Genomic DNA, 17,525 nt, shown 5'->3' with positions numbered 1-17,525 from the left:
GCACGGGCAAGCTCCACCCGGTCTACGGCAATGGTTCTCTCATGGCCGTTGCGCGAAACAGGGCCCTGGCCGATGAACCCGGGTTTGACGATCTGCAATATTGTCAGTGTTTTGAGATGGTTCTGCACCAGCTTGCCAGATTTCAGGCTGGCCGGACGCGCAGCTGACGCATTTGCTGGCAGCCAGATCCAGATTCAGCCGCCCATCCGGAATGCGCTCTCCGCAGTCTTCGCAATACCCGAACTCGCCCGCTTCAAGCCGTTCCAACGCGGCCAGAAGCCGGCGTGTTTCCACATCGCGATTGGCCTGCTGTGCCTTGGCCATGGCCTGATTTTGCAGCGCATCCATGCGGCTCAGCCGTCCAACGGCCTGTTGATCCAGCTCGACAACGGCCTGGGCCTGCTGTCCCGACGCTGACATCTGCTGCAATTCCGCCAATCGCTCGCGAATTCGTGTTTCGAAATGGGTGCGCTCTGACTCATTCATTTTCGTTACATGACCGATCATGGGTTTGCGTTTGGTCTTTTTGCCACTAAATGGCATTCTAGGCGCAGCAAAGGATCAAAGCCATGTTCGAAAAGCGCAGCCATGTGACACCGGTTGATCCGGTCTGGACCCGTATCACATCCGAGGCCCATGCTGCCGTCGAGAAAGAGCCCCTCATGGGGGGGCTCGTGCACGCCTGTATCCTGCATCACCGCAGCCTTGAACGCGCGCTTTCATATCGGGTGGCGGCGAAGCTGTGCTCGAACGAAATGTCGATGATGGTTCTGCGTGAAATCGTGGATGAGGCATATGCCGACGATCCGGGTTTGCTCGAAGCTGCTCGGGCGGACCTTATGGCCGTTTACGAACGTGACCCGGCCTGTCATCGGCTGTTGCAGCCGATCCTGTATTTCAAAGGGTACCAGGCCATGCAGGCCTATCGCGTGGCCCATTGGTTGTGGCGCAAGGGGCGCTATGATCTGGCCTATTTCTTCCAGATGCGCTCATCCGAGATTTTCGGGATCGACATTCACCCGGCAGCCAAAATCGGCAAGGGCATCATGATCGACCATGCCCATTCCATCGTGATTGGCGAGACGGCAGTGGTGGGCGACAACGTGTCGATGCTGCACTCGGTGACACTGGGCGGAACCGGCAAGGAAGAAGAAGACCGCCATCCAAAAATCGGAGACGGTGTTCTGATCGGGGCCGGGGCCAAGGTGCTGGGCAATATCACCATTGGCCATTGCAGCCGCATCGCGGCCGGTTCGGTGGTGCTGCAAGAGGTGCCGCCCTGCAAGACCGTCGCCGGTATCCCCGCCAAGATCGTGGGGGAAGCCGGGTGCGACCAGCCTTCGATCTCGATGGATCATATGCTGGGCAAGGATCAGTAACAGCTCAGCGGGAGCGGTTGGCGCGTTTGTCCAACCGCTTGCGCCGCCGTTCTTCCCGTTTTTGTTTGCGAAGCTCCTGCCGTCTGTCCTGTGCGGCTTTGTGCCGGGCAATCGCGGCCGGATCGTTTGGCTTGAACTTTGAATGCTCACCCGGATAGCCGTTGGGCTTTGCCATGGCACATTCAGGTGCCGTGGCTGCGGGTATCGCCAAAACAGTAGGCCGAGAATGAGATTTCTTGAGAGCATCGCGCACCTGCCTTCCGTCTGCTTCTAAAGGAAGGAAGTGGGGCGTTTGGATACATCGGGCAATCGGTGCCCCGATCACGCAAGTTCAATTCAGTGCAAACACTTGAGGCTGCCCGCGCTCCGGCTGTCCGGGGCACGGGCATCATTCGGGTCGTCAGGCCAGCATGACCATCGGGTTTTCCAGGTTGTCGACAATAGCCTTGAGCAGTTCTGCCCCCAGCGCGCCGTCGATGACGCGGTGATCGACGGACATGGTAACAGACATTACGGTCGCCACCGTCAGTTCTCCATCATCCCCGACAACGGGCTTTTTCACGCCGGTGCCCACCGCCAGAATGCCGGCATGAGGCGGGTTCACGATGGCGTCGAAATTGTCGATGCCGAACATACCGAGGTTCGAGATGGCAAACGTGCCGCCCTGATACTCGTGCGGTGCCAGCTTGCGCTCGCGGGCGCGGGCGGCGAGATCCTTCATCTCGGTCGAAAGCGCCGACAGAGATTTCATGTCGGCGTCCTGAAGAACCGGGGTGAACAACCCGCCCTCGATCGCGACCGCTACTGCCACGTCCGAAGGCTTGAGTTGCAGCACGCGGTCGCCCGCCCAGACGGCGTTGCAGGCTGGAACCTGCTGAAGCGCGTTGGCGACGGCCTTGATGATGAAGTCGTTGACGCTCAACTTCACGCCACGGCCTTCCAACTGCTTGTTCAACTGGCTGCGGAACTTCAGCAGCGCGTCCAGCTTGATGTCGCGGCGCAGGTAGAAATGCGGGATGGTCTGTTTGGCCTCGCCCAGACGCGCAGCGATGGTTTTCCGCATACCGTCGAGCTGAATTTCTTCGTACTCGCGGCCCTCATACATCCGCGCGACCATATCGGCGGACGGTCCAGAGGCCGCCGCCGGTGCGGTCGCAGGCGCGGCCGCGGCGGCTGCCGGGGCAGGGGGCGTCGCAGTGGCCGTCGCGCCCTCGACATCCGCCTTGACGATGCGGCCATGCGGGCCAGAGCCTGTGATCTGTGCCAGATCGAGGCCTTTCTGCGCAGCGATCCGTCGGGCTAGAGGGGAAGCAAAGATACGACCGCCATCCGCCTTGACCGGAGCGGCCGGCGCAGGGGCAGGGGCGGGCGCCTCGGACGCCGCAGGGGCGGCGGCCTCGTTGCCCGCGTCGGCCGCGGGGGCAGCCTCCGGGGCTTTGGCCGGGGCCGCGGCGATGTCATCGGCGCTTTCGCCATCTTCCAGCAAAATCGCGATGGCGGTGTTGACTTTGACCCCTTCGGTACCTTCGGGGATCAGGATCTTGCCGACGATGCCTTCATCGACGGCTTCGAACTCCATTGTGGCCTTGTCGGTTTCGATCTCGGCCAGCAAATCGCCGGAGGAGACGGTGTCGCCTTCCTTGATCAGCCATTTTGCAAGCGTGCCTTCCTCCATGGTCGGTGAAAGGGCGGGCATCAGAATTTCGGTGGGCATCTGTCTGTCGCTCCTTACCGGTAGGTCACTTGTTTCACGGCTTCGATCACCTCGTCCGTAGTGATCAGGGCCAGCTTTTCGAGGTTCGCGGCGTAGGGCATCGGAACATCCTTGCCGGTGCAGTTGATGACCGGCGCGTCGAGATAATCGAATGCTTCCTGCATCACGACGGATGAGATGTAGCTGCCGACCGAACCTTGCGGCCAGCCTTCTTCCACGGTCACCAGACGGTTGGTTTTCATCACCGAGTTGATGATCGCACCGGTATCCATCGGACGGATGGTGCGCAGGTCAATCACCTCGGCGCTGATGCCGTCTTCGGCCAGCCTGTCGGCGGCTTCCAGCGCGTATTGCATGCCGATACCGAAGCTGACGATGGTCACGTCCGAGCCTTCGCGCCAGATGCGCGCCTTGCCCAGCGGCACGGTCAGGTCATCGACCTGTGGCATGTCGAAAGTGCGACCATAGAGGATTTCGTTTTCCAGGAAGATCACCGGGTTGGGGTCGCGGATGGCCGATTTCAGCAGGCCCTTGGCGTCGGCTGCGGAATAGGGCATCACCACCTTCAGGCCGGGGATCTGCATGTACCAGGCGGCATAGTCCTGGCTGTGCTGGGCAGCCACGCGCGCGGCGGCGCCGTTGGGGCCGCGGAAGACGATCGGACAACCCATCTGACCGCCGGACATGTACAGCGTCTTGGCGGCCGAGTTGATGATCTGGTCGATCGCCTGCATCGCGAAGTTGAACGTCATGAACTCGACGATCGGTTTCAGCCCGCCAAAGGCCGACCCGACGGCGATACCGGCGAAACCATGTTCGGTGATTGGTGTATCGATCACGCGCTTGGGGCCGAATTCGTCCAGCAGACCCTGGGAAATCTTGTATGCGCCCTGATACTCCGCGACTTCCTCGCCCATCAGATAGACGTCTTCGTCGTTGCGCATTTCTTCGGCCATCGCGTCACGCAGAGCTTCGCGAACGGTTTCGGATTTCATCTCGGCATCTGCCGGCCAGTCGGGCGACAGGTCGACTACCGGCGCAGCGGGGGCCGCAGCGGCAGGAGCGGGGGCCTCGACCGCCGCCGGGGCGGCTTCGGCCACCGCTGCGGCTGCCGGTGCAGCCGCGGTCACGGCCGAGGCGTCTTCGCCTTCCTCGACCAGAACCGCAATCGGGGTGTTCACTTTGACCCCTTCGGTGCCTTCGGCGATCAGGATCTTGCCGACGATGCCCTCGTCGACAGCTTCAAATTCCATTGTCGCCTTGTCGGTCTCGATTTCGGCCAGGATGTCACCGCTTGATACGGTGTCGCCTTCCTTGACCAGCCATTTGGCCAGCGTGCCCTCTTCCATCGTGGGCGAAAGGGCGGGCATGAAAATTTCGGTTGCCATGTCTTATTCGTCCTCTCAGGCGTAAATGTCGGTCCAGAGCTCTTCAACGGCGGGCTCGGGGCTTTCTTTCGAGAATTCGGCGGCTTGGTTCACGATCTCTTTGATTTCCTTGTCGATCGCCTTCAGGTCATCCTCGGTCGCGTGTTTGCCGGTCAGCAGCAACTCGCGCACATGTTCGATCGGGTCGCTTTGTTCGCGGACTTTCTGAACCTCTTCGCGGGTGCGGTACTTGGCCGGGTCAGACATCGAGTGGCCGCGATAGCGGTAGGTCTTTACCTCAAGAATGTACGGGCCCTTGCCGGCGCGGCAGTGGGCAACGGCCTTTTCACCAGCAGCTTTGACGGCCAGCACATCCATACCGTTGACGATCTCGCCGGGAATGCCGAACGCTTCGCCGCGCACATAGATATCAGGTGACGAGGTCGAGCGCGCCTGCGCTGTGCCCATGGCGTATTGGTTGTTCTCGATCACGAAAACCACGGGAAGATCCCACAGGGCGGCCATGTTGAACGTCTCATAGACCTGACCCTGGTTTGCGGCACCGTCGCCGAAATAGGTAAAGGTCACGCCGCCGGTTTCCTTGTACTTGTCGGCGAAGGCCAGACCGGCACCCAGCGGAACCTGCGCGCCAACGATGCCATGGCCACCATAGAAATGCTTCTCTTTCGAGAACATGTGCATCGAACCGCCCTTGCCCTTGGACAGGCCGCCTTCGCGCCCGGTCAGTTCGGCCATCACGCCGCCTGGGTCCATGCCACAGGCCAGCATATGGCCGTGGTCCCGATAAGAGGTGATCCGCTTGTCGCCGTCCTGAGCTGCCGCTTCGAGCCCAACAACAACCGCCTCTTGTCCGATGTAAAGGTGGCAGAACCCGCCGATCAGACCCATGCCGTAAAGTTGGCCCGCCTTTTCCTCGAATCGACGGATCAGAAGCATCTCGCGGTAGTATGTCTTGAGTTCTTCCGCAGAAACATTTGGTTTCTTTGTGGTTTTTCGCGCAGCCATAGTGGCGATCTCCCCCTTTCGGCAAGATAGTTTAGCGTTAAACTATCTCATAAAGCATTTGGGGCTTTCTGGCGAGGGGAAATGTGACGCAGCGTCCGCGCGGGCGCGGCGGTGCTGAAATGCAAAGCGGTGCAACGATGTATCGAAGAATTGCGGCACCCGAAAAGGATCAGCGGATCACGATTTCATCCGCCCGGATCATGCCAAGAACCGAACGCGCCTGCTGATCGAGCAGGTCGAGATCCAGATAGGTATCAGACAGGCGGCGGGTCAGGTTTTCCAATTCGGCGATTTGGGCATTCAGTTTTTCCAGGTCGTGTGACAGGGCGTCCCGTTCCGCAGCGATTTCGACCCGCCGAAACAGGCCATAGTCACCCTGCACGGCGGCAAAGGTGAAATACACACCAAGCATGAAAGCCACCGAGAAGAAGACGATTGAGCCCAAACCGGGCCGATGGGAACGGGACACTCTGTTTACCGCCGTATGAAAACTTGCCTCAAAAACGTGCCCTTTGCGGACATCTGAACGCACTATGTCACAGGTGATTCGGGTTGTGAATCCCCTGATTCGATTTTTTCATCAGTATTTTATGCGCGCTCTGGTACAGGTCAGCGCCACGCTTGCAGCGCCTGGTTTCGTGCCTCGGTCTGCTCTTTCATGCAGGTCCAGTAGAACATCGGGGCAGCGCTGCCGCCGCCCGACAGTTCTTTTTCGCAGGTTGCGTCTCGGGCTTTCAGCCAGGCGCGTTGTTCGGTCAAAAGAGCATCACCGTCGCCGCGCGCATCGGCTGCGGGTTTGATCTGTGCCCACAGCCGGTTGAGTTCGCGATCAGCGATTTCCCATTGTTCTTTGGCGCAGAAATTGGCGTCAAGTTGGGTCTGGCCGCCGCAACTGGTTTGAGCTGCGGCAGAGCAGGGCAGGATGGAAAGGACAAGAAGGTAAATTGGCTTCACGGTAAAATCCCCCGTTCAAAAGGGGATAATACCATGAACCCTATCAGGCGATCAAAAACGGTAAGTGACGCCTATTGATCCAGCGCCGCGACACCGGGCAGCGTCTTGCCTTCCATCCATTCCAGGAATGCACCACCTGCGGTCGAGATGTAGGTGAAGTCCTTGGCGGCACCCGACGCATTCAGGGCCGCGACCGTGTCTCCACCCCCGGCGACCGAGATCAGCTGGCCCGAACGGCTGAGCGCGGCCGCCTTCAAGGCGGCGGCGTTGGTGGCGGCGTCAAACGGTTCCAGTTCGAACGCACCCAGCGGACCGTTCCAGATCAGGGTTTTGCTTTTGTCGAATATCTCGATGATCGCGGCCACGCTTTCGGGGCCAGCGTCCAGGATCATGCCATCCTCGGGGCATTGATCTGCGGGCAGGACCTGATGAGGGGCGTTGGCTTCAAACGTTTCGGCCACCACGACGTCACGCGGCAGAACGATCTGACAGCCGGTGCCTTTGGCTTTGGCGAGGATTTCGGTGGCGGTGTCTTTCATCGCGGTTTCGGCCAGTGATTTACCAACACTGATGCCCTGTGCGACGAGGAATGTATTCGCCATGCCTCCACCGATCACCAGATAATCGACCTTGTCGATCAGGTTGCCCAGCAGTTCCAGCTTGGTCGAGACCTTGGCGCCGCCCACAACTGCGGTTACCGGGCGTTTGGGCGCGCCCAACGCGCTTTCCAGTGCCTGCAACTCGGCCTGCATCAAACGACCGGCACAAGCGGGCAGCAGGCGCGCGATGGCCTCGGTCGAGCTGTGGGCCCGGTGCGCCGCTGAAAACGCGTCGTTGCAGTATACGTCGCCCAGCCTGGCCATACCTGCGGCCAGATCAGCATCGTTCTTGGTTTCCGCAGCGTGAAAACGCGTGTTCTCAAGTAACAGCACCTGGCCGGGCTGCAACGCCTGCGCCGCCAGTTCGGCCTCGGTTCCGACACAGTCGGCAGCAAACAGGACTTTGGCGTCAAAAGCGCTTTCGAGGGTCGGAACCAGTTGCTTGAGCGACAGGTTCTCGCGCCGCTCGCCTCCGGGGCGACCGAAATGGGCCAGAAGGATCGGTTTGCCGCCAGCGGCCAGAATGTCGCGCACCGTCGGCACGATTCTCTGGATGCGGGTGACGTCGGTCACGACACCGTCAACCACGGGCACGTTGATATCCACACGCACAAGTACGCGTTTGCCGTTCAGGTCCATATCGTCCAGTGTTTTCCAGCCCATTGTGCGATCCTTGTCATTGGCAAATGATTTAGGCGGTTCTTTTCCTGCAATTTGCCCTCAGGTCAATGCGTCACTTGGCATTCGTACGCGTGCGTCATAGGTATTTGCGCAAGATAAACGACAGGAGGGCCTCATGGCCGAGATCAAGGATCCCGAAAACACGATCATCATCGAGCTGAAAGACGGCAATGTCGTCATCGAGCTGCTGCCGGATGTGGCGCCTTTGCACAGCGCGCGGATGAAAGAACTGGCCCGCAGCGGAGAATACGACAACGTGGCCTTTCACCGAGTGATCGACGGCTTCATGGCCCAAACCGGTGACGTGCAGCATGGCGACATGGAAGATGGGTTCAACCTGCGTATGGCGGGGACCGGCGGTTCGTCGCTGCCGAACGTACCGGCAGAGTTCTCCAAGTTGCCCCATGATCGCGGTACGCTGGGCGCGGCCCGGTCGCAGAACCCGGATTCGGCCAACTCTCAGTTCTTCATCAACTTCAAGGACAACCACTTCCTGAACGGTCAGTACACCGTTTATGGCCGCGTCATCGAAGGCATGGAGCATGTGGACGCGATCGTTCGTGGCGAGCCGCCTGCGAACCCCGACCGCATGATCAGCGTCAAGGTGGCCGCAGATGTATAAGCTTGCCGCCACCTTTGCCTTGCTGGCAAGCCCGGCGCTGGCCAGCGGTTTGCAGATCGAGGTCGAAGGGGAAGGGGCCAATGGCACGATCTCCATCGATCTGTTCGAAGATGTCGCGCCGAAGCACGTGGAACAGATCACGGTACTGGCTGCGGACGGCAAGTATGATGGTGTGGTGTTCCACCGCGTGATCGAAGGTTTCATGGCCCAGACCGGCGATGTTCAATACGGCAATTCCACCGCGAACGGCTTTGACATGCGGTATGCCGGGCGTGGTGGGTCAGACCGCCCGGATCTGCCGGCTGAGTTTTCTGATCTGACGTTTGATCGTGGCGTGGTCGGCATGGCCCGGTCGCAAAACCCGGATTCAGCCAATTCGCAGTTCTTTATCATGTTCGAACCCGGCCCGTTTCTGGATGGCCAGTACACCGTGGTCGGTCAGGTGACCGACGGGATGGACGTGGTGGATGCAATCAAACGGGGGCATTCCCAGACCGGAGCGGTTACGGGACAGCCCGACGTAATGAAAAAAGTCACCGTCACCGAATGAACCGAAACAGCCCGGCGTTCCAAAGAGCGCCGGGCTGTTCCTTATGGTCGATTGAACGAAACTCAATCGTCTTGTGACATCGCTTTCCAGATGACAGCACCGATCGCGCCGCCGATCAGCGGGGCCACCCAGAACAGCCACAGCTGTGACAGGGCAGGGCCGTCGGCAAACAGGGCGACGCCTGTGGACCGGGCCGGGTTGACCGAAGTGTTGGTGACCGGAATTGATACCAGGTGGATCAGGGTCAAGGCCAGACCAATTGCGATGGGGGCGAAACCAGCCGGCGCCTTGTCCGAGGTTGCACCCAGGATGATCAGAATGAAGAAAGCGGTCATCACGATCTCGATTACCAGAGCCGACATCAAAGAATACCCGCCGGGTGAGGCCTCACCATATCCGTTGGACGCAAATCCCCCGACGCCGGCGAAGTCGGGCGCACCGCTGACGATCAGATACAGAACCACTGCGGCGGCGATGGCGCCGATGACCTGAGCGATCCAGTAGGGCAGCAGATCCTTTGCCGGAAACCGCCCGCCGATCATCAGGCCCAGGCTGACCGCCGGATTGAAGTGCCCGCCCGAGATATGGCCAACCGTGTAAGCCATTGTCAGAACCGTCAGGCCGAAGGCGAAGGAAACGCCAAGCCACCCAATGCCGACATCTGCAACGCCCGCTGCCAATACGGCACTGCCGCAACCTCCGAGAACCAGCCAGAAGGTGCCGAAGAACTCGGCCAGTAGTTTTGATGACATGAAATTTCCTCCACAATGCAATGCGCTTAAGCGTAGTTCATAAATTAACTTTTGTTAAATTGTGCAGAACGGGGAATTTTCCCGGCACCCTCGCACCAGGGGTCGCAAAGCCCTTAGTGCCATTGAGCAGGATCCAGGTGAAACAGCTTGGAGAGTTGCTTGTAAACCTCCGGGTCCGACCTGCGCAGGGCCTTTGGTCGCTCAAAGAACACTTCAACCGAAACGGCGAAAAACTCCTCGTGCCCTTCCGCGCCATAGGGGTCGATTACGGTTGGCTGCCCGGATTCGACGGCGCGGACATGCGCGTCATAGGCTGTCAGGAATGCGGATTCCCATTCTGAAAAGCTTTGGTCGTCGCTAAGTACGGGCACTCCGTTGGCCGACCCTGTCAGATCGTCGATCTGGTGTGCAAATTCGTGAAACACAACATTTTGGCCGTCATGATCGTTCATGGCCCCGAGCTGGCTATGCGCCCAGGACAGGATCACCGGGCCGCGGTTCCAGCTTTCCCCTGTGCGCACGATTTCCTTCTCGGTGACGACATAGCCGCTGTGACGGCTCTGTCTGGATTTGAATGCGCTGGGATAGATCAGAATGGTGGTCAGGTTGTCATACCAGAGATCGGTATTCACAACCAGCAGACAGGCTTGCGCGGCGATGGACAGTTGCATGTCTTCGGTAACGTCCAGGCCGTCACACCCGATGAATTCAACCTGATCAAGGAACAGGTTGATCTTGCCCTCCAGCTTTGCGCGCAGGCCGTGCGGCAGTTTCCGCAAGATCGGGACCTGAGTGTCGACAAGCTGCCGTTGTTTGTCAGTCAACGGCGCGGCTAACAGGACGTGGCGCGCCTGTCGTTTGGACCAGAAATAAAAGGCCAGACCTGCGGCGATCACCGCAACAAGTGTCAGAAAAATCAACATGACCCGACCCTAACGTGATCCCGGCGGGATCAAAACAAGTTTCCCGGGTACAGGCTGTGGCGCAAAAAAGAAACGCCGCTGGTCTCCCTGCGGCGTTTCCGATCTGACCTGAAGGGTCGAATTATTGTTTGACGTCTGCTGCCGGGTTCGATCCGGCTTTGGCGCTGCGGCCCGGATTCAGCGGATCGTCCTGGCGCTGTACAGACCCTTCGAAATGCGCTCCGCTTTCGATGGCGATGGTCTTGTGGATGATGTCGCCTTCGACACGTGCGGTCGATGTCAGACGCACCTTGAGACCACGTACGCGACCCACGATACGTCCGTTGATCACGACGTCATCTGCGGTGACTTCACCTTTGATCGTTGCCGATTCACCAATGGTCAGAAGGTGAGCGCGGATGTCGCCTTCGACTGTGCCTTCCACCTGTATGTCACCAGAGGTTTTGATATTGCCAGTGATGTGCAGATCCGAAGACAAAACCGACGCAGGCGGCTTGGGCTTGGGTGCAGTGGCAGGTTTCGACTCGGTCGGTGCAGGGGCCGCTGGGGTCGCCGGAGCGGCTGGTTTGGCCGCCTCGGGTGCCTTGGATGCGGGCTCGTTGATTTTGCTTTTAGAAAACATTTCTCGCAGCCTTGATGTAAGTCATTGGGTTTACGGGTTTTCCGTTCACGCGCACCTCATAGTGCAGATGCGTGCCGGTCGACCGTCCGGTGCTACCCATATCAGCAATATGATCCCCGCGCGAGACCCTTTGACCAACCTTCACTTTGATCTTGGTGTTATGAGCGTAAAGTGTCTCAATTCCGAATGCGTGCTTGATTTTCACAAGCCGTCCGAAACCGGATTGCCAGCCTGCATGGGTAACGACGCCGTCTGCGGTCGCAAAGATATCCGTGCCTTGCGGCCCTGCGAAATCGACCCCGTTATGCATCCGGCGACCACCGGTTTTGGGGTCGCGCCGGCTGCCATAGCCGCTGGTGAAACGCACGGCCGAATGTACAGGATTGGCAAAGGGGGCCTTTTCCGCCGCAAGTCGGTAAAGGTTCAGCTGATCCATCTGTTTCAGCAATGTATTCGCGCGGGCTTCCTCGGCGGACAACTCGTCCACCTCACCGCGCGTGCTAAGGGATAAAGGGGTCAGCGGACCGCCCATACCGCTGTATCCGCGCCGGACCTCTTCGATGATACGGTCTGTTGGCATTCCCGCCTGACGGAACATCTTGTCCAGCGGCTCGACCGAGATCACCATGGCCTCTTCCAGCTGCCGGAAAATCTCGTCGCTGCGTTCCTGCATCAGGCGGATTTCCAGCTCAAGATCATCGCGCTGGTCCAGTGCTTGCCGGGCGTCGGCGGCGATCTGATCGCGTTCCTCGGCCGTACGCGCCAGAGCGTCCGTCATGAAGGCCATCTGTACCGGCGCGCTGGAGGCCGTTACGTACATGTCAGCGTTGCTGTTTTCCTGCTTCAGCGCCGCCAGTTCCTTCCGCGCATCTTCCCGCTGTTTCATGGTTGTGCGCAGCGTGGTCTGAATGACTTCGATCCCCGTCTCAAGTTCGCGACGGCGGTTTTCCGAGGCCAGCAGTTCGGACTGCATGGCGGATATCTGTTCCAGTGCGGCGTTGAAACGATCCTGAGCGGCGAGGGCTTCCTGCGCACGGGCGTCGCGTTCTGCGGACAGGACATTCAATCGTTCCTGATAGGTTGCCTGGTCGCGTTTCGCCTGTTCCCGGAAGTTGCCCGAACCGATGCTGTCCATAAGCAGAATGGCAGTTGCGACCGCGGTCCATCCGACCATGACGGCAACACCGGCCACCGCGACCACCTGCGTTTCCGAGCTGAGACGGATAAAACGTGTATCTTTGTCAGACTTCAGAAAAACCCGGCGTTCCGGAAAGTACCGTTCAAATGCGGAGTGTATTTTTATTGCCAGACGTGTTCGCACGCGTCCTACCTCTCATCCCCAAGATCGGGACCGGTTGTGAGTGCCGGCCGCTCCTTGGGCCGACTGCATAAAGGGCAGGCAGCGTTCGGGCAAGTTTGTTGATCAGTCTGGCGCCAACTGCGTAGAAATCCCCCCAAAGATCGGCGGGAAATTGCCGAAAAGCATGTTGAGGCGTCAGTTGGTGATATCGCCGGGCGCGGGTAGGTCTTCGGTCAGCGGCCAGTAGAAATCGGGCGGCAACCCGGCCTCAGCCCGTTTTTCCTCGTTGAAGGGTGGTTTGAGGACGCCGTGGAAATACCGGCGTACCAATGCGTGAAACACATCCTTGGGGTCCGTGTTTTCCCGGCCGCACAGGAAGTGAAACCACTTGGACCCATAAGCGACATGGCCGACTTCTTCGGCATAGATCACCTCAAGTGCCGCGATGGCCTGCTCAGACTTGGCCTTGCGAAAAATCTCGATCATGCCGGGAGTCACATCCAGACCACGCGCTTCGAGAACCATCGGCACGACCGCAAGCCGTCCCATCAGGTCGTCTGCAGTGTCCTCGGCCGCGCGCCACATTCCCGCATGGGCGGGCAAGGCGCCATAATGGCTGCCCATTTGTTCCAAACAATCGCAGACCATCTCGAAATGGCGCGATTCCTCTTCGGCGCATTTTACCCAATCGTCATAAAACCCGATCGGCATCGGCACATGGCCAAAGCGGGCAATGATATCCCAATGCAGATCGACGGCGTTCAGTTCGATATGCGCCACGGCGTGCAAAAGGGCGATGCGGCCCGCCTCGGTGCCCGGTTTGCGCTTTGGTACCTCGCGCGGAGACAGGAGTTCTGGCCGTTCCGGGCGCGCGGGTCGCAGCGGGGGTGACGCCGTCCCGATCTCGATCGGAGGCGCGTCGCCCTTGCGCGACGCAAACCACGCGGCGGCGTGCTGTTTGGACAGGGCGGTCTTTTCCCGACCTTCTGCCGTTGCAAGAACTTCAGTCGCCATCTGGGTCAGCGATTTGGACACCATTATTCTCCGCCTGGTTGATCCTGTGGCTCTTAAACCGGATGCCGACCGTGGTCGAGGGCGTTACATCGCGCGCACGGCTTCCAGCACCTCATCCACGTGGCCGGGAACTTTGACCTTGCGCCAAACGCGGGCAATTTTGCCTTCGGGGTCGATGATGAAGGTCGAACGCTCAATCCCCATCGACTTGCGCCCGTACATGTTCTTTTCGACCCACACGCCGTAGTCTTCACAGACGGTCGAGCTCTCATCCGACAACAGCGGTGTGGTCAGCCCATGCTTGGCGACGAATTTGTCATGTTTGGCGACGCTGTCGCGCGAGATGCCGAAAACTTGAGCGCCCGCATCGGCAAAGGCCTGAAGTTGTTCCGAGAAACCGATGGATTCCTTGGTGCAGCCCGGCGTATCATCGCGGGGGTAGAAAAACAGAACCACGGTGCTACCGCGCAACGCCGAAAGCGTCACCTCGCCGCCGCCGTCGCGCGGCAAAGTGAAGTCAGGGGCGATGTCTGAAACGTCGGGCATTGGAAACTCCGCTAAAGGTTTTTAAAGGCTGCCTGATATCATAGGGCAACGCGTGCGGGTTGGAAGGCGTGGATAGCAATTTGAAGCAGCACGAAGACGGTGACGGAGCACAGCCGGATAAGCCCGCGCGCCGTCGGTCTCGCCGCCGGGCCGCTGGTCTGTGGGCCATGCGCGGCACTTTCGTGCTGGTACTTCTGGCGCTGTTCACCGGTTTCATGGTTGTCGGACAACGAATGCACGCACCCGTCTGGCTGCGGGACAGGGTCGAAGCGCGGCTTGAGCAGGCTTTGGGCGGGCTGCAAATCCGGTTTGGCGATGTGAGTTTCATCATTCACGAGGGATGGCGACCCCGTCTGCGCTTGACCGATGTGGCCATCAGCGACGCTGAGGGTCGGCAAATTGCGCAGGTGTCCGACATGCGCGCCAGTCTGGCCATGCGCCCCTTGTTGCGGGGGCACGTCCGCCCCAAAAGGATAATTCTGAGGGGTGCGCAGATCGCCGTGACCCGGGACAAGGACGGGGCGCTGAGCCTTACGGTCGGGTCCGGCAGCGCACCGGTGCAGGAGGCCCCGAACCTGGCACAGCTTATCGAGGCTTCGGATCAGGTTTTCCTGTCTCTGGCGCTATCGGCGCTGACCTCGGTCGAGCTTGATGCGATCACACTGGATTATCGCGATCTTCGGCAGGGGCGGTCCTGGATTCTGGACGGTGGGCATATTCAAGCCAACCGAAGCGGCAACGAAGTGCGCTTGGCAACCGGGTTTTCGGTTCTGGCGGGGCGTGACTATGTCAGTGCCATCGAGGCCAATTATACAAGCGTTCTGGGCACACCTGCCGCACAATTCGGAATCTCGGTCACCGATCTTCCGGCCGAGGACATCGCGGGCCAAACGCCTGCCCTTGCCTGGTTGCAGGTTCTGCGGGCCCCGATCTCGGGTGCCTTGCGCGGTGGTGTCGACGAAAACGGAGCGATCGGAACTTTGTACGCCACGCTGAATCTGGGGGCGGGGGCGGTGCAGCCAAACCCGGAAACACGCCCGGTTCCCTTCGAATCCGCGCGCACCTATTTCACCTATGATCCCAAAGGTCAGATTCTGGATTTCAACGAAGTTTCGGTGGTCTCGGCCTGGGGTGAGGTTCAGGCTGACGGAAAGGCGTATCTGGAAGGTGCAGAAGATGGCGTGCTGGACAGCCTGTCTGCACAGTTGCGGCTGTCCGGTATCAACGTGAACCCGGCAAACCTGTTCCCGCAACCTATTCAGCTTTCGCGGGCCAGCCTGGATTTCAAGATGGTCCTCAACCCGTTCCAGCTGCATCTGGGTCAGATGACCATTGAAGATCCGGGTCACACGGTGCGTGCCTTTGGCGTCCTGACCGGGCGGCCGGATGGCTGGGCCGTCAAGCTGGACGCACACCTGGATCAAATGACGTCGGACAAGGTTCTGGGATACTGGCCCGGACGTCTGGCCCCGAAACCGCGAGAGTGGGTGACCGAAAACCTGTACGAAGGGGTTCTGTCGGATATGGACTTTGCCCTGCGCCTGCTGCCCGGATCGAAACCGGATCTATATCTGGATTTCGGATTTGAAAAGGCGAAGATTCGGTTTGTCAAAACGCTGCCGCCGATCGAAAAGGCGCAGGGTCAGGCCAGCCTGATCAACAGCAGGTTCACGGTCACTGCACAGCAGGGTGTTGTGATTGCGGATGACGGCGGTGCTGTTGATGCGTCGGGGACGTCCTTCATCATACCCGACACGGATATCAAGAAATCCGCGCCTGCGATTGCGCGCATTCAGGCCAAAGGCAGCGTGACGGCCGCGTTGTCGTTGTTGGACAGGCCTCCGCTGGAATTGCTCAGCAAGGCGGGGTTGCCCGTTGACGTAGCGAAAGGAACGGTGTCGCTGGCGGGAACCCTTTCCTTGCCTTTGAAAAAGGGTCTCAAGTTTGACGAGACCGAGTTCCATTTCGACGGAAGGTTGGCCAACCTGTTCAGTGACCGCTTGGTGCCCGGATTTGACGTTAGTGCTGATCTTCTGGACCTTTCTGGTGATCAGTCCGGCGTTCAGATTCAGGGGCAGGGGCAGTTCGGGGATGTACCGCTGACGGCGCTCTGGCGGCAGCCTATAGGCGGCAAGTCGGATCAGCGAAGCACCCTGACCGGTCAGATCGAGCTGTCGCCGCGATTGATGGATGAGATCGGCGCCGGCCTGCCTCCGGGGATGCTGACCGGCAAAGGGATTGCAGATATCACGTTGGGGCTCGGCGCCGGGGTTGCCCCGAAATTATCCGTCACATCCGATTTGCAGGGGGTCGCGCTGGCCATACCCGAACTTGGTTGGAGAAAGGGGGCCAATTCGACCGGCTCTCTGACGGCCGAAGCGACTTTGGGATCGCAGTTGAAGGTGGATAGCCTGCGCATAAATGCAGCCGGATTGCGTACATCAGCCTCCATTACGTTTCGCGAAAACGGCGAATATGACCGGGTTCGCTTCACCTCTTTCGACCTGGGCGATTGGCTGGCGGTCCCGGCAGAGCTGATCGGGCGCGGAAACGCCATGCCGGACATCCGTGTGCTTGGCGGCGTCCTTGATATGGGCCGCGCGAATTTCGGCGAAAGCGGCGGATCGGGCGGCGGGGGCGGCGCCGGGCCTAAACTGGACGTGGCTCTGGATCGCCTACAGGTTACGGAAACCGTCGCGCTGACCGGGTTCCGGGGCGCATTTCAGACGACCGGCGGAATACAAGGGAACTTCACCGCGCAGGTCAATGGCGGCGCGCCGGTCAGGGGGCAGGTCAGCCCCAGAGGGAACCGAAGTGCTGTTGACCTTACGTCGCAAGATGCGGGGTCCGCGCTGCGATCGGCCGGAGTACTGACACAGGCGCGGGGCGGAGAAATGAATCTCAAGCTCGAACCTGTGACGGCACCGGGCAGCTATGACGTGATACTGAAAATCACCAACACACGGATTACCGACGCCCCGGCCATGGCGGCCTTGCTGAATGCCATCAGCCTTGTGGGCCTGTTGGATGAAATGGCGGGGCAGGGTATCTTTTTTGCAGCAATCGACAGCCGGATGCGTGTCACCCCCACAGACATCAAAGTGCTAAGCGGCAGTGCCGTCGGCCCGTCGATGGGCCTGTCTTTTGATGGCACCATCGATACGGTGAACGGATTGCTGAACCTGCGCGGTGCGATCTCGCCCATATACCTCCTCAACGCAGTTGGCAGCGTGTTTACGCGCAAGGGCGAGGGCGTCTTTGGCTTCAACTACACTCTGACCGGCCCGCTTGCCTCGCCCAAAGTGTCGGTAAATCCGTTGTCCGGTCTCGCACCTCTGTTCCTGCGCGACCTGATGCGCGCCCCGGCACCCAAAGTTCAGGATGGTCCGAACGCAGTGCCGCAGAAACCGGATGAACCCAAACGCACATTTGGCTCATCCCCAAGTGACCGCTGACAGGATATGGCCGAATCTGAT

Annotated in this window: 18 protein-coding genes; 4 read left to right on the top strand and 14 right to left on the bottom strand. The window is 59.7% G+C overall.

The genetic code is table 11. From position 1 onward, the window contains the following. Window positions 1-39 precede the first annotated feature (39 nt). Complete coding sequence (locus GS614_RS03640) at window positions 40-486, bottom strand: TraR/DksA C4-type zinc finger protein (RefSeq protein WP_171725530.1); 447 nt, start codon at window positions 484-486, stop codon at window positions 40-42. An 83-nt stretch (window positions 487-569) separates the two neighbouring features. On the opposite strand from GS614_RS03640, the gene cysE reads away from it, so the two are divergent. Next, window positions 570-1,379: a serine O-acetyltransferase gene (gene cysE / locus GS614_RS03635; protein WP_152458304.1), complete on the top strand. Its 810-nt coding sequence runs from the start codon at window positions 570-572 to the stop codon at window positions 1,377-1,379. Between the two features lie 4 nt (window positions 1,380-1,383). Here cysE and GS614_RS03630 read toward each other — a convergent pair whose 3' ends face one another. The 7 genes from GS614_RS03630 to pgk form a co-directional block, all read right to left on the bottom strand. Next, complete coding sequence (locus GS614_RS03630; RefSeq protein ID WP_171231439.1) at window positions 1,384-1,554, bottom strand: hypothetical protein; 171 nt, start codon at window positions 1,552-1,554, stop codon at window positions 1,384-1,386. A 225-nt stretch (window positions 1,555-1,779) separates the two neighbouring features. After that, complete coding sequence (locus GS614_RS03625) at window positions 1,780-3,093, bottom strand: pyruvate dehydrogenase complex dihydrolipoamide acetyltransferase (protein WP_171725529.1); 1,314 nt, start codon at window positions 3,091-3,093, stop codon at window positions 1,780-1,782. Between the two features lie 14 nt (window positions 3,094-3,107). Then, complete coding sequence (locus tag GS614_RS03620; RefSeq protein ID WP_171725528.1) at window positions 3,108-4,481, bottom strand: pyruvate dehydrogenase complex E1 component subunit beta; 1,374 nt, start codon at window positions 4,479-4,481, stop codon at window positions 3,108-3,110. A gap of 15 nt (window positions 4,482-4,496) precedes the next feature. After that, the gene (gene pdhA, locus GS614_RS03615) at window positions 4,497-5,486 is read right to left on the bottom strand and encodes a pyruvate dehydrogenase (acetyl-transferring) E1 component subunit alpha (RefSeq protein WP_171328037.1); all 990 of its coding nucleotides are present in this window, start codon (window positions 5,484-5,486) and stop codon (window positions 4,497-4,499) included. 169 nt (window positions 5,487-5,655) lie between these two features. Then, window positions 5,656-5,955, bottom strand: a complete 300-nt coding sequence (locus GS614_RS03610) for a septum formation initiator family protein (RefSeq protein ID WP_170343950.1) — start codon at window positions 5,953-5,955, stop codon at window positions 5,656-5,658. Between the two features lie 140 nt (window positions 5,956-6,095). Then, window positions 6,096-6,440, bottom strand: a complete 345-nt coding sequence (locus tag GS614_RS03605; RefSeq protein ID WP_171725527.1) for a lysozyme inhibitor LprI family protein — start codon at window positions 6,438-6,440, stop codon at window positions 6,096-6,098. A gap of 71 nt (window positions 6,441-6,511) precedes the next feature. After that, window positions 6,512-7,702, bottom strand: coding sequence for a phosphoglycerate kinase (gene pgk, locus GS614_RS03600; protein WP_171725526.1), 1,191 nt, complete (start codon window positions 7,700-7,702; stop codon window positions 6,512-6,514). Between the two features lie 133 nt (window positions 7,703-7,835). Between pgk and GS614_RS03595 the strand changes: the two genes are divergently transcribed. After that, window positions 7,836-8,342 carry a peptidylprolyl isomerase gene (locus GS614_RS03595; protein WP_152458298.1) on the top strand — a complete coding sequence of 169 codons (507 nt, stop codon included), beginning with the start codon at window positions 7,836-7,838 and terminating at the stop codon, window positions 8,340-8,342. Next, window positions 8,335-8,892, top strand: coding sequence for a peptidylprolyl isomerase (locus GS614_RS03590; RefSeq protein ID WP_152458297.1), 558 nt, complete (start codon window positions 8,335-8,337; stop codon window positions 8,890-8,892). The genes GS614_RS03595 and GS614_RS03590 overlap by 8 nt, the downstream gene beginning before the upstream one ends. A 62-nt stretch (window positions 8,893-8,954) precedes the next feature. Here GS614_RS03590 and aqpZ read toward each other — a convergent pair whose 3' ends face one another. The 6 genes from aqpZ to GS614_RS03560 form a co-directional block, all read right to left on the bottom strand. Then, window positions 8,955-9,644 (bottom strand): aquaporin Z, encoded by a 690-nt coding sequence (gene aqpZ, locus GS614_RS03585; protein WP_171167669.1) that lies wholly within the window; start codon window positions 9,642-9,644, stop codon window positions 8,955-8,957. 113 nt (window positions 9,645-9,757) lie between these two features. After that, entirely contained in the window at window positions 9,758-10,567 is an 810-nt protein-coding gene (locus GS614_RS03580) for a zinc-dependent peptidase (RefSeq protein ID WP_171725525.1), read from the bottom strand. Between the two features lie 121 nt (window positions 10,568-10,688). Next, window positions 10,689-11,189, bottom strand: a complete 501-nt coding sequence (locus GS614_RS03575; protein WP_117868644.1) for a polymer-forming cytoskeletal protein — start codon at window positions 11,187-11,189, stop codon at window positions 10,689-10,691. Next, entirely contained in the window at window positions 11,179-12,510 is a 1,332-nt protein-coding gene (locus tag GS614_RS03570) for a DUF5930 domain-containing protein (protein ID WP_171725524.1), read from the bottom strand. Before GS614_RS03570 ends, GS614_RS03575 begins: the two co-directional genes overlap by 11 nt. A gap of 174 nt (window positions 12,511-12,684) precedes the next feature. Continuing rightward, complete coding sequence (locus GS614_RS03565) at window positions 12,685-13,527, bottom strand: ferritin-like domain-containing protein (RefSeq protein ID WP_171362681.1); 843 nt, start codon at window positions 13,525-13,527, stop codon at window positions 12,685-12,687. A 60-nt stretch (window positions 13,528-13,587) separates the two neighbouring features. Continuing rightward, window positions 13,588-14,049, bottom strand: coding sequence for a peroxiredoxin (locus GS614_RS03560; RefSeq protein ID WP_152458292.1), 462 nt, complete (start codon window positions 14,047-14,049; stop codon window positions 13,588-13,590). A gap of 80 nt (window positions 14,050-14,129) precedes the next feature. Here GS614_RS03560 and GS614_RS03555 point away from each other — a divergent pair, with 80 nt between their 5' ends. After that, entirely contained in the window at window positions 14,130-17,504 is a 3,375-nt protein-coding gene (locus GS614_RS03555) for a DUF3971 domain-containing protein (protein ID WP_253285278.1), read from the top strand. The last annotated feature ends 21 nt before the right edge of the window (window positions 17,505-17,525 follow it).

It is taken from the genome of Ruegeria sp. HKCCD6604, from assembly GCF_013110635.1.
Taxonomy (GTDB): Bacteria; Pseudomonadota; Alphaproteobacteria; order Rhodobacterales; family Rhodobacteraceae; genus Ruegeria.
The sequence above is the reverse complement of the archived record's forward strand: the minus strand, read 5'-3'. Positions and strand labels throughout refer to the sequence as shown.

Excerpts from the sequence above, each read along its gene's own strand:
- GS614_RS03595 (WP_152458298.1), top strand. The coding sequence starts at position 7,836 with ATGGCCGAGATCAAGGATCCCGAAAACACGATCATCATCGAGCTGAAA.
- GS614_RS03580 (WP_171725525.1), bottom strand. The coding sequence starts at position 10,567 with ATGTTGATTTTTCTGACACTTGTTGCGGTGATCGCCGCAGGTCTGGCC.
- GS614_RS03640 (WP_171725530.1), bottom strand. The coding sequence starts at position 486 with ATGAATGAGTCAGAGCGCACCCATTTCGAAACACGAATTCGCGAGCGA.
- GS614_RS03575 (WP_117868644.1), bottom strand. The coding sequence starts at position 11,189 with ATGTTTTCTAAAAGCAAAATCAACGAGCCCGCATCCAAGGCACCCGAG.
- GS614_RS03590 (WP_152458297.1), top strand. The coding sequence starts at position 8,335 with ATGTATAAGCTTGCCGCCACCTTTGCCTTGCTGGCAAGCCCGGCGCTG.
- GS614_RS03625 (WP_171725529.1), bottom strand. The coding sequence starts at position 3,093 with ATGCCCACCGAAATTCTGATGCCCGCCCTTTCACCGACCATGGAGGAA.
- pgk (WP_171725526.1), bottom strand. The coding sequence starts at position 7,702 with ATGGGCTGGAAAACACTGGACGATATGGACCTGAACGGCAAACGCGTA.
- cysE (WP_152458304.1), top strand. The coding sequence starts at position 570 with ATGTTCGAAAAGCGCAGCCATGTGACACCGGTTGATCCGGTCTGGACC.
- GS614_RS03620 (WP_171725528.1), bottom strand. The coding sequence starts at position 4,481 with ATGGCAACCGAAATTTTCATGCCCGCCCTTTCGCCCACGATGGAAGAG.
- GS614_RS03560 (WP_152458292.1), bottom strand. The coding sequence starts at position 14,049 with ATGCCCGACGTTTCAGACATCGCCCCTGACTTCACTTTGCCGCGCGAC.
- GS614_RS03565 (WP_171362681.1), bottom strand. The coding sequence starts at position 13,527 with ATGGTGTCCAAATCGCTGACCCAGATGGCGACTGAAGTTCTTGCAACG.
- GS614_RS03630 (WP_171231439.1), bottom strand. The coding sequence starts at position 1,554 with ATGGCAAAGCCCAACGGCTATCCGGGTGAGCATTCAAAGTTCAAGCCA.
- pdhA (WP_171328037.1), bottom strand. The coding sequence starts at position 5,486 with ATGGCTGCGCGAAAAACCACAAAGAAACCAAATGTTTCTGCGGAAGAA.
- aqpZ (WP_171167669.1), bottom strand. The coding sequence starts at position 9,644 with ATGTCATCAAAACTACTGGCCGAGTTCTTCGGCACCTTCTGGCTGGTT.